Origin of the sequence: Macrococcus sp. 19Msa1099 (assembly GCA_019357535.2) — a bacterium.
Classification (GTDB): Bacteria; Bacillota; Bacilli; order Staphylococcales; family Staphylococcaceae; genus Macrococcoides; species Macrococcoides psychrotolerans.
In genome coordinates this window covers 515,845-528,445 of sequence record CP079955.1, presented here as the reverse complement: position 1 = coordinate 528,445, position 12,601 = coordinate 515,845, and the positions used below count along the sequence as shown (strand labels likewise).

At 39.2% G+C, this 12,601-nt stretch carries 10 protein-coding genes; all 10 read right to left on the bottom strand.

The window, feature by feature from the left end:
• Positions 1–42: 42 nt before the first annotated feature.
• A complete protein-coding gene (gene whiA / locus KYI10_02750) occupies positions 43–993 on the bottom strand; it encodes a DNA-binding protein WhiA (GenBank protein QYA33375.1) in 951 nt (316 codons plus the stop codon).
• Position 994: 1 nt separating this feature from the next.
• Positions 995–1,987, bottom strand: coding sequence for a YvcK family protein (locus tag KYI10_02745; GenBank protein ID QYA33374.1), 993 nt, complete (start codon positions 1,985–1,987; stop codon positions 995–997).
• Positions 1,974–2,876, bottom strand: a complete 903-nt coding sequence (rapZ, locus tag KYI10_02740) for an RNase adapter RapZ (protein ID QYA33373.1) — start codon at positions 2,874–2,876, stop codon at positions 1,974–1,976. The genes KYI10_02745 and rapZ overlap by 14 nt, the downstream gene beginning before the upstream one ends.
• 86 nt (positions 2,877–2,962) lie before the next feature.
• Complete coding sequence (gene trxB, locus KYI10_02735; GenBank protein ID QYA33372.1) at positions 2,963–3,892, bottom strand: thioredoxin-disulfide reductase; 930 nt, start codon at positions 3,890–3,892, stop codon at positions 2,963–2,965.
• A gap of 53 nt (positions 3,893–3,945) precedes the next feature.
• Positions 3,946–5,364, bottom strand: a complete 1,419-nt coding sequence (locus KYI10_02730) for a hypothetical protein (GenBank protein ID QYA33371.1) — start codon at positions 5,362–5,364, stop codon at positions 3,946–3,948.
• A gap of 21 nt (positions 5,365–5,385) precedes the next feature.
• Positions 5,386–5,859 (bottom strand): acyltransferase, encoded by a 474-nt coding sequence (locus KYI10_02725; protein QYA33370.1) that lies wholly within the window; start codon positions 5,857–5,859, stop codon positions 5,386–5,388.
• Positions 5,837–6,676 carry a prolipoprotein diacylglyceryl transferase gene (gene lgt, locus KYI10_02720; GenBank protein QYA33369.1) on the bottom strand — a complete coding sequence of 280 codons (840 nt, stop codon included), beginning with the start codon at positions 6,674–6,676 and terminating at the stop codon, positions 5,837–5,839. Before lgt ends, KYI10_02725 begins: the two co-directional genes overlap by 23 nt.
• A gap of 1 nt (position 6,677) precedes the next feature.
• Positions 6,678–7,607, bottom strand: a complete 930-nt coding sequence (gene hprK, locus KYI10_02715) for an HPr(Ser) kinase/phosphatase (protein QYA33368.1) — start codon at positions 7,605–7,607, stop codon at positions 6,678–6,680.
• Positions 7,608–7,762: 155 nt separating this feature from the next.
• The gene (uvrA, locus tag KYI10_02710; GenBank protein QYA33367.1) at positions 7,763–10,582 is read right to left on the bottom strand and encodes an excinuclease ABC subunit UvrA; all 2,820 of its coding nucleotides are present in this window, start codon (positions 10,580–10,582) and stop codon (positions 7,763–7,765) included.
• 4 nt (positions 10,583–10,586) lie between these two features.
• A complete protein-coding gene (uvrB, locus tag KYI10_02705) occupies positions 10,587–12,560 on the bottom strand; it encodes an excinuclease ABC subunit UvrB (GenBank protein ID QYA33366.1) in 1,974 nt (657 codons plus the stop codon).
• Between the last annotated feature and the right edge of the window lie 41 nt (positions 12,561–12,601).

Genomic DNA, 12,601 nt, shown 5'->3' with positions numbered 1-12,601 from the left:
CACGCTATTTTTTTGTAGTTAAAATGGAAAATAACTAATATTTTATTTCTTCAATTCAATATGTTCCCCATTTCTTAATTTCTCAGCAATCTCATCTATCTTTCTTAATCGATGATTCACTCCCGACTTCGATATCACACCGGTAGAAACCATCTCGCCAAGTTCTTTCAAGGAGATATCCTGATGTTGCACACGCAGTCTCGCAATCTCTCTTAATCGTTCTGGAAGTTCATCGATACCAACTTCTTCATCAATCAATCGAATATTCTCTACTTGGCGCATCGCAGCACCAATCGTCTTATTTAAGTTGGCCGTTTCACAATTGACAAGACGATTCACGGAATTTCGCATATCTCTGACAATCCTCACATCTTCAAACTTAAGTAATGCCTGATATCCACCTATAATACTCAGAAAGTCTGAGATTTTTTCCGCTTCTTTTAAGTACGAAATATATCCTTTCTTACGTTCCAAAGTCTTCGCATTCAGTCCATAACCATTCATCATTTCTGTTAATCCTTCAGAATGACTTTCATATAACGAGAATATTTCAAGATGATACGAAGATGTCTCTGGGTTATTCACAGATCCTCCTGCTAAAAATGCCCCTCTTAAATAGCTGCGTTTACAACATTCCTCTTTGATCAGTGATTGATCGATATGCTGCACAAACTGGCCATCTTGCAATATGCTTAGTTCATCAAGAATTTCTTTTGTCTTCATCTTGATGCGGCAAATATAGACATTATTTTTCTTTAATTTCATTTTCTTACGTACGAGTAATTCAATATCAACACCGAATATTTTCTTTGTCAAACTATATACACGTCGTGCAATGGCTGCGTTTTCTGATTGTACATTAATCACCCACTGCATATTCTGTATATTTAAATTTCCGTTCATCCGAATGAGCGCGGCAAGTTCTGCTTTACTACAGCAGAGATCTGTCTCTATCCGCGTCAATTCATTCTTCATCTCTGAAGCAAATGACAATTTATTCTCCCTCTTTCTGAGTGAATTCAATTGTACTGATTTCACTTAATGCTAATTCATAAATCATTTCAGCGAGCACTTCATTATTATGACGTACCGCACCTTCCTCGTTGATTTCAACGAGATTATCATCTGTGATAAGCGTGACTCCCAAACGTTTAATATTCTCAGAGTCACACGTTACAAATTTTGAATTACGCTTTTCATAATTCTCGTTAATCTTATTTTGAAGTACAATTTCATTGGCAATGACAAACTGAATAAATGGGGAGGCAACATGTTTATGAATCGCTTCTATATGGTCTGATACCGAGTAATCTGTCGTTTCACCTGGTTGTGTCATAATATTAGAAACGTAGAGCTTCTTCGCTTTACTTTCAATAACAGCGTCCCCTAGTTCACGGATGACTAAGTTTGGAATGATACTTGTATAAAGACTGCCTGGTCCCAATACAATGAGATCCGCCTCCAGAACTGCATCTATAGCTTCTTGCATCGGTTTGATATATCCAGGTGTCAAGAAGACACTATCTATTCTTTTGAACTTTAAAGGAATAAGAGATTCCCCGACAACAATTTCACCGTCTTCCATTACGGCATTCAATATCGGACTTGTATTTGTCGAAGGAATCACCGTCCCTTTAACGTTCAATATTTTACTTAGTTCTTTGACAGCATGACCGAAATCATCCGTGACGTCTGTCATTGCTGCAATCATTAAGTTGCCTACAGGATGCCCTCCGAGTGTATCCGAATTAAAGCGATACTGAAATAATTTCTCAAGCATGGGTTCTACGTCACTTAAGGCTGCAAGTACATTCCTAATATCTCCAGGTGCAGGGATGTCCATGACATCTCTTATCTTACCTGTACTTCCTCCATCATCTGCAACAGTTACAATGGCGGTGATATCAACAGGATATTCTTTAAGTCCTCTCGCCATAACTGAAAGACCTGTACCTCCACCGATAAGACAGACTTTAAGCCTTTTCATTGATCGTTCCCTCAATAAGTGCATCTCTGTGGCGAGTATGAAGCTCAAAGTCAAAGAAGTCCTTTAATTCATTACTGATACGTTCACTTAATGCAACTGAACGGTGCTGTCCACCTGTACATCCGATAGCGATGACAACCTGACTTTTACCTTCGCGCATATAACCAGGAATGACGAACTTCAGCAGATCGATTAATTTCTGGTAGAACATTTCAGTCTCTTTCCATTTCATGACATAGTCATATACAAGGGGATCGAGACCTGTTAATTTTCTCATTTCTTCTATGTAATATGGATTCGGTAAAAACCTCACATCGAATACGATATCAGCATCGATGGGCAATCCATGCTTGAAGCCGAAACTCATCACATTAATCGTGAATATATTATCTTTGCCAGATCCAAAGATTTCAATCACTTTAGAGCGCAATGCTTTTGGCTTATACTCAGAGGTATCAATAATGTGTGTTGCAACCCCTCTTAAATCAGCAAGCAGCATTCTCTCCTCCTGAATCGCATCAATCAATGAAATGTTATCCTGAAGCGGATGTGTACGTCTTGTTTCTTTATAACGAGAAACTAATATTTGATCGCTTGCTTCGACGAATAAAACTTGTACGAGTACTTCATTTAGATTGATAATATTTTGAATTTCTTCTTGTAAACTATTAAAGAAATCTTTCCCACGCAAGTCAATCCCGATAGCTACGCGTGACAGAGATTCTGTATTATTATTCATCAGTTCGATAAACTTCGGCAGCAATATAGGGGGCAGGTTATCAACACAGAAATAACCTAAGTCTTCAAGACATTGAATTGCTACACTTTTCCCCGCACCGCTCATTCCAGTGACAACAACCAGTCGTTTATATGTATCTTCGTTCGACATATACATTCCTCCTCATCTTAATTTCATTCTACATGAATTCATAAAAATAGACACGCACAAAATGCGTATCTATTTTTATGAATATATTAATCATTCAAGCTTTCAATATAATGCTGAGCATTCTGTGCAGCAATACTGCCGTCACCTGTCGCTGTTACGATTTGACGAAGCTTCTTCTGTCTAACGTCACCAGCAGCGAATATTCCAGGAATATTCGTCTCCATCTCTTCATTCGTCATAATATAGCCGATTTCGTCAGTTATACCAAGATGCTGGAATGGTTTTGTCAGTGGCTGCATACCGATATAGATGAATACTCCATCTGTTTCAACATCTGTCTCTTTACCTTCATTATCGATCAATGTTACAGATCCGACTTTTCCTTCTTTTTCGTTGATTGATTTTAACGTACTATTCCAGATAAAATCAATCTTATCATTTTTAAATGCACGTTCCTGAAGAATTTTCTGAGCTCTTAATGTATCTCTTCTATGCACGATTGTTACTTTGTCTGCATATTTCGTTAAATATACACCCTCTTCAACTGCAGAATCTCCCCCACCAATTACTACTAAGTTCTTCTGCTTGAAGAATGCACCATCACACACAGCACAGTAAGATACACCACGTCCACCAAGCTCTGATTCTCCTGGCACACCAATTTTCTTATATTCTGCACCTGTCGCAATAATAACAGCTTTTGCTTTTAACTGCTTGTCACCTAAATCCACAATCTTGTCATCGCCTTCAACAGTAATATTTTTAATATCACCATAAGTATATTCTGCACCGAATTTCTGTGCATGAGAGAACATCTTCGTTGAAAGGTCAGGTCCTGTGATCAAATCAAATCCAGGAAAATTTTCGACATCTGCAGTATTGGCCATCTGTCCACCAGGCATACCACGTTCAATCATAATCGTAGATAGGTTTGCTCTAGACGCATAGACTGCTGCTGTCATCCCGGCTGGACCAGCACCAACAATGATTACGTCATATTCTTTAATTTCACTCATAATTATACCTCCATGTTTGTTCAGTACTTATAATATACATGAATTCCAGATTTTTAAATATTATTTTGCTTGAACTGTTCATACACCTTCATAAAATGGTAGCGCGTCGTGTTAAATTTTTCTATCACCGCACGTTTTGATAATTTTTCATTTCGTGCTCTTTCAAATAAGAAGTAGCAAACCGCTGTATATGCATTGATCTGCTTAAGATTTAATTTTTTGTCTATGATGGCCTCTGCCATATCAATCCATCGCTCCATCAGCTCCAGCCTGCCATCCTGATCATAGATTAATTCAAGACCTCTATGAATGAAGTCTAGTTTAACAAGCTGAATATTATGAAAGATATAAGAGAGATATAACTTTTCGTAATCTCCCATCTCTTCAAGCTGATTCCATACTTTCTGATTGATCATCAACGTCTTATCCTTGAGACGCGATAACAGAAAGATGCCAATAATACGACGGTGCTGATCTTCACTATTTAAAAGCGGCATAACATCATCCATAATATAGGCTTCACCTTCAGCCATCTTACGTGGACTTACACCAGGGTGGCTTACAATCTCACCGAGCTGCTGAAAGAACATATCAGACTGCGATACATAGCCAAGTGCATAGCTTGAATAACTTAACGCATGCAGCATCTGTGAACTGTGAAACTTTCCTTTTTGATATAGTGGAAACAGCAGTTGATAGGATTCTGTATATTCCTTCAGGAAACTAAGTACGATACCCAGTTTAAATTTTTCGTCATCGTTAATCGGGATAATCGTTCTAAGTTTCTTCAAATAGGATTCATAAGTTTTCGTCTGATGTGTATTGTATAGCAGTAAAGTATAGTGACAGAGCGCATTAATATCAGCAGGATTTTCCTCAAGTAATTGCTTTAATATCTTTGCCGCTTCATGGTACTTGCTATTAAATAGTAAAGTCATGGCCTTCAAATTGCGCACTTCAGTACGCATCTGAATATTATAAGGCTGAAAATCAATCCATTCTAAGGCAAGATCATAATTCATATGCTCAAAAAAATACTGAAAGATGTAATGGACGACAAAGTTTTCACTTTCTATCTCTACTTTAGTGACGTCATTATAAACGACTTCAAACATTTTTTTCAGCTCGTCAAGATATACATGGTCATCTGTGAGCAGACAATAATACATACCGAATAAAAAGGCTTTATTAGGATCACGTTGTCTAATAAAGAGCTGGCTCAGATCATAGAAGACATCTTCTTCATTAAAATCATCTTTAAAATAATCTATTAGATAATGCTGTGCTTTATCGAAATTACCAAGTTCCGAAAAACAAAAAGCAATGTGCTGTACTGTATCGTATCTGAGATTTAAATCCAGTGATTTTATGAAGAATGAGATGGCCTCTTCGTAATGATGTTCACTCTGCTTCTTTACTCCAATTTGATAATATTCATCTTCAGTTGCTGGAAAACGGATAACATTACTCATCCATCTCACCTCCGTTCGTTATTATTTTATGTGCATCGGATTACCGTATACAAAGGCATTCGCAGGAATATCTTTCGATACAACTGTCATTGCGCCAACCTTCGCACCATCACCTATTGTGACCCCCGGCAAGACTGTAACATTTGCACCAATTAATACATTTCTACCAATCGTAATCTTTCCAGTGCGATACTCGTCCGTCAAATATTCATGTGCAAGTAACGTTGCATTATACCCAATGATTGAGTTATCCCCTATTTTTATCAGTTCAGGAAACATCAGATCAGGCATCGCCTTATAAGCAAATGACACATGATGTCCGAGCTGCATCTTCAGACATTTACTGAACAGGTAATGTTTCCATTTCACTGATGGCAGAATGCGACACAATTCAATAACAACAAAGTTACGGCAAACCTTAAAGAATGAGACCGTCTTATACATCTGCCATAACGGGTTAGGCCCCTCTAATCTATAGCGATTTAACTGACGCATAAGCGGAGCTCCTTATAGGTTCATTTACTTCACCATAACGCGGCAGTCGATATTTATAATTACGATAGAGCCATATTAAAGTCGCTGCAATCATAATCACGATCGAAATCACTTGGGCAATACGCAGATTTGATGTGAGCATCAAACTATCTGTTCTTAATCCTTCCACAAACACACGCCCAATCGAATACCATATCGTATATAAAAGAAATGTCTGACCAATCTTCAGGCGTTTACGTATCAATAATAATATAACAAATCCTGTGAAGCTCCATAACGATTCATAGAGGAAGGTCGGATGATAATATGCTCCACCAATATTCATCTGATCGATTATAAATTTTGGTAAATGCAATGACTCCAGGAAATCTCTTGAAACCATACCACCATGAGCTTCCTGATTCATAAAGTTTCCCCACCTACCAATTGCCTGTCCGAGAATGATACTCGGTGCCGCAATATCTCCAAGCTGAAAAAACGATATTCCTTTCTTTTTACATAAGAAATATGCCATACCAATTGCACCGATCAAACCACCGTGTATTGCTATGCCACCGTTCATAATCAACGGAATTTCAGAAAAATGATCCTGATAATAATCCCATTTAAATAATACATAATAGATACGAGCACAAATTATCCCCGAAATGATAGACCACATGACAATATCGATCAACGTATCTTCTTTAAAATGCTTTTTTTCTGTCTCTTTTTGAGCGATAAGATATCCGACTAAAATACCAAATGCAATAATAATACCGTACCATCTTACAGGATAGCCAAAGAGCTCGAATGCAACTGGATTAAATGGTGTCATGTTAAATCTCCTTTATCGACTGCTTTCTAATTTGTTCATTCAGGCGTTCATTAAAATCTTTTGCGGTGTTTGTTCCCATCTTATTGAGACGATAGTTCATCGCAGCAACTTCTATGATTACCGCTAAGTTACGCCCTGGTCTGATAGGGATCGTCTTCTTCGTAATTTGAGAATCAAGGATCGATAATTTTTCTTCGATTAATCCTATGCGGTCGTAAACTTTATCTTTATCCCATGTTTCTAGGTTAATATTGAGCATTAGACGTTTCTCTGGAAGGACACTCCCTGCGCCAAATAAGGTCATTACATTGATGATTCCTAGTCCTCTAATTTCAAGAAGATGTTCTATCAGCTTTGGTGCTTTGCCCATCAGTACATTACGTGAAACTTCCTTTATCTCCACATTGTCATCTGCAACAAGTCGATGTCCACGCTTGACAAGTTCTAGTGCTGTCTCACTCTTACCTACTCCAGAATCACCGGTAATCAATACACCTACCCCATATACATCGACCAGAACTCCGTGCATCGTCGTTTCAGGCGCAAGCTCACTCTCAAGATAAGATGTAATCTTGCTGATTAAACTTGTCGTCGCTTCTTTGCTCTGAAGGAGTGGTGTCCCTTTACGATTACATGCATCGATTAGTTCCTGCGGGGCCGGAATGTTTCTTGTTAGGATAATACACGGTGTTTCCTTACGACAAAGCTTTACCATTCTTTCTGCACGTTCTTCCTTCGACAACGTTTCAAAGAAAGACATCTCAGTCGTCCCCAGTATTTGTATGCGATCGGAAGAATAGTGAGAGAAGAAGCCTGCCATCTCAAGGCCCGGTCGCGAAATGTCTGCATTAGCCACCGGGATTTCTATTGCGACATTGCCCGCTAAAAACTTAAGGTCAAATTTATCAATTAGTTCTATACTTGTTATCATAGTTTTCCTCACTTTCTCTTATCATTTATATTAAATAACTTTATATCAATTTACAATTCATAATCACCAACAAAACCCGAGCACTGCAGAAAATTATTAACAATTTCTACAGCGCCCGGGTTTAGCTAGAGATGATCTGACAATGACCTCAACAGTTATTTCTCTATATGATGTTTTAAATATTGACCTGTGTATGACTCACGCACTTGCATAATCTGTTCTGGAGTGCCGCTTGCGATAATCTGTCCACCGTTATCTCCACCTTCTGGACCGAGGTCAACAATGTAATCGGCCATCTTGATGACGTCCAGATTATGCTCGATGATCAGAACCGTATCCCCATTGTCAACAAGTTGCTGTAAAACTTTCAGTAGCCTTGCAATATCATCAACGTGTAATCCAGTCGTCGGTTCATCTAGAATATATAACGTTTTACCTGTACTGCGTTTATGCAGTTCCGAAGCTAATTTGACACGTTGTGCCTCACCCCCTGAAAGTGTTGTAGCAGGTTGTCCAAGCTGAATATACCCTAATCCAACATCCATGATGGTCTTAAGTTTACGCTTAATCTTAGGAATATTCTCAAAGAAATGATACGCATCTTCTATCGTCATCTCGAGTATATCTGCAATATTCTTATCTTTATATTTCACTTCCAGCGTTTCACGATTATAGCGTTTGCCATGACAGACTTCGCATGGCACGTAGACGTCAGGAAGAAAGTGCATCTCTATCTTGATAATGCCGTCTCCGTGACAAGCCTCACAGCGTCCGCCTTTAACGTTAAAGCTGAATCGACCTTTTTGATAGCCTCTTAACTTCGCTTCATTCGTCTGCGCAAAGACATCACGTATATCATCAAAGAGACTCGTATACGTCGCAGGATTTGAACGTGGTGTTCTACCTATAGGAGATTGATCAATATCGATTATCTTATCAATATGCTCTATCCCCTTTACCGCTTTATGAGGTCCCGGTTTTTCTTTCGATTTATATAGCTTCTGAGCAAGTGCCTTATACAGCACATCGTTAACAAGCGTACTCTTTCCGGAACCGGAGACTCCGGTTACCACCGTCATCATACCCAGTGGAATCTGAACGTCCACGTCCTTCAAGTTATTACTTATTGCACCTTCTACCGATAAGAATCTTCCATCCGGTGTACGTCTTTTTTCAGGAAGCTCTATTTTTTTTGCACCGCTCAAATACTGACCTGTCAGCGATTTCTTGTTCTTCATCACTTGCTTAGGTGTACCTTGTGCGACAATCTCTCCTCCGTGCACGCCGGCTCCTGGACCAATGTCAATCAAATAATCAGCGGCAAGCATCGTATCTTCATCATGTTCAACGACAATAAGGGTATTCCCAATATCTCTCATCGATTTCAATGTATCAATGAGACGGTCGTTATCTCTCTGATGCAGACCTATGGACGGTTCATCCAGAACATACATTACACCTGTTAATCTTGAACCAATCTGCGTTGCAAGTCGGATACGTTGGGCTTCTCCACCAGAAAGCGTTCCTGCTGTTCTATTTAAAGTGAGGTATTCCAGCCCTACATTATATAAGAATGTCAACCTTTCAGTGATTTCTTTCAGAACGAGTTCAGCAATTTGCTGTTCTTTCTTTGAAAGTTCAAGCTTACTGAAATATTGTAATGCCTCTCTGATAGATAACGTTACAACTTCTCCTATATGCTGACTATTAATCTTAACACTCATCGCTTCTTCAGAAAGACGATAGCCATGACACGTATCACAGACCTCATCCACCATATATTTCTTCATCTGTTCACGTGTATATTCTGAAGGACTTTCCTTGTATCTACGTTCAATATTATTCACAATACCTTCAAACTTCATTACACGTTTACGTGTTACACCATTATCCTGTCTGAATGTAAAGGAAATATCATCTGAATGTCCATACAGGATGATGTCCTGATCTTTCTTAGATAAATCTCTAAAAGGTGCTTTCATAGAAATCCCAAAATGTTTACATGCCTGCTTGAGTAATGTCGGATAATAGTTCGAACTGATGGGCTCCCATGGCACTAATGCACCATTTGTTAATGATTTGCTATCATCAGGAATGACAAGATTTAAATCGACTGTTAATTTTGTACCTAGTCCATCACAATCGGGACATGCACCAAACGGGCTATTAAACGAGAACATTCGAGGTTCTAGCTTATCTATTGAAAATCCACAAATTGGACAGGCATGATGCTCTGAAAACTTCAACTCATCTCCGTCGATCAAATCGATGACAACGTTACCTTCTGCAAGTTTCAATGCATTTTCGAGAGAATCTGCCAGGCGGGTCTCAATGCCTGGTTTCACAACAAGTCGGTCTACGATAACATGGATATCATGATTTGTATTTTTATTGAGATCGATTGTTTCAGAAGCATCATAAACTTCACCATCTACCATGATACGTGCATATCCTTTTTTTGAGATCTCTTCTATGAGTTTCTTGTGCGTTCCCTTTCGGCCCTGCACTATTGGAGCCATAACTTGTATCTTTGTTCTTTCCTCTAATGCCATAACTTGATCCACCATCTGCTGTACCGTCTGTGACTCGATAGGGATACCATGATTCGGACAATAAGGTGTGCCGATTCTAGCATATAGCAGTCTTAAATAATCATAAATTTCTGTAACAGTTGCAACTGTACTTCTCGGGTTCTTACTTGTTGTCTTCTGGTCAATCGAAATTGCAGGGGATAAACCTTCTATCGTATCCACATCCGGTTTATCCATCTGTCCTAAGAATTGTCTGGCATATGCACTCAATGATTCCACATATCTACGCTGACCTTCAGCATAGATAGTATCGAATGCGAGACTAGATTTACCTGAACCTGATAATCCTGTCATAACAATGAGTTTATCTCTCGGAATTTCAATATCAACATTCTTTAAATTATGCGCTCTTGCGCCTTTGACGATAATAGATTTATTCTTCATCCGCTCACCCTTCTGCTTTTAACTCAAACAGTGCATCTCTGAGTTCTGTAGCACGTTCAAAATCTAAAGCTTTTGCCGCTTCTTTCATTTCATGTTCAAGCTGCTCTATTGTACGTGCTCTTTCCTTCTTCGTTAATTTCTTCTTCTGTACGGGTTTTTGTTCTTCATCTGTTTCTAATGTGGCACTGATGACATCACGAATCTTCTTATTGATGGTTGTCGGAGTTATTCCATGTTCTTCATTATATGCTTCTTGTAACGAACGACGACGTGATGTTTCATCAATCGCAAACTGCATAGACTCTGTTATCTTATCTGCATACATAATGACGCGCCCCTGTTCATTTCGGGCAGCACGTCCAATCGTCTGAATCAATGAACGCTGACTGCGCAAAAATCCTTCTTTGTCCGCATCTAATATCGCGACGAGCGACACTTCGGGAATATCCAGACCTTCTCTAAGCAGGTTGATGCCGACCAATACATCAAATACACCTAGTCTTAGATCACGGATAATCTCTATACGCTCTAACGTCTTAATCTCTGAATGCAGGTAATTAACTTTTATTCCAGCTTCTTTTAAGTAAATTGTTAAGTCTTCACTCATTTTCTTAGTAAGTGTCGTAATAAGTACACGCTCATTCTTTTCGATACGCACACGAATCTCTTCCATCAAATCATCTATCTGATGTTGTGATGGTCGCACTTCTATAATAGGATCCAGCAATCCTGTCGGTCGGATAATTTGTTCCACCATCTCGTCTGTATGCTCAATCTCATAAGGACCAGGTGTAGCAGAAACATAGAGAAACTGATGTCCTTTTTGTTCGAACTCTTCAAACTTCAGCGGACGATTATCCAGCGCGCTCGGCAATCTGAAACCATGCTCTACGAGAACATTCTTTCTCGCCTGATCCCCATTATACATACCACGAACTTGTGGCACCGTAACATGAGACTCATCCATCATGATCAGCCAGTCGTCACCGAAATAATCCAGCAACGTATATGGCGTCGACCCTCTAGGTCTTAAAGTCAGATGTAAAGAATAGTTTTCAATTCCTGAGCAAAAGCCCATTTCTCGCATCATTTCAAGATCGTAATTCGTACGTTGTTCAAGTCTCTGTGCCTCAAGCAGCTTCCCTTCGTCACGAAACTTCTTCAGTTGTTCCTCTAGTTCCTTCTCTATTCTTTCAATCGCAAGCTTCATCTTCTCTTCACGTGTGACGAAGTGACTTGCCGGGAATATCGCAAAGTGCTCTCGTTCTTTCAGCACTTCACCTGTTAAATAATTGATTTCACGTATGCGTTCTATCTCATCACCGAAGAACTCGATACGTATACACTGCTCATCACGAGATGCAGGAAAGATTTCCACAACATCTCCTCGAACACGAAATGTACCACGACGAAAATCTATATCATTACGCGTATACTGCACATCTACAAGCTTGCGTAATAATTGGTTGCGTTCCATCTCCATACCTACACGTACGCTGACAACAAGATCCCGATACTCTTCTGGGTTCCCTAAACCATATATACAGCTGACGGAAGAAATAATAATCACATCATCACGCTCAAATAAGGCACTTGTCGCTGAGTGACGTAACTTATCAATTTCATCGTTAATCGATGCGTCTTTCTCTATAAATGTATCTGTAGAAGGCACATAAGCTTCGGGCTGATAATAATCATAGTAACTTACAAAATATTCAACTCTGTTCTCTGGGAAAAACTCTTTAAACTCACTATAGAGCTGACCTGCTAATGTTTTATTATGCGCCATGATCAGCGTAGGTTTACCGATACGTTCAATGACATTACTCATCGTAAACGTCTTCCCTGTACCAGTAGCACCCAATAACGTCTGATAGCGTTTACCTTCTTTGATTCCTTGTACGATTTTCTCTATCGCATCAGGCTGATCTCCTGCTGGCTGATAGTCTGAATGTATCTTAAAGTCATGATGTTCCATACGTCCCCTCCTCATCGATTTACATTTTACCAAAATATACG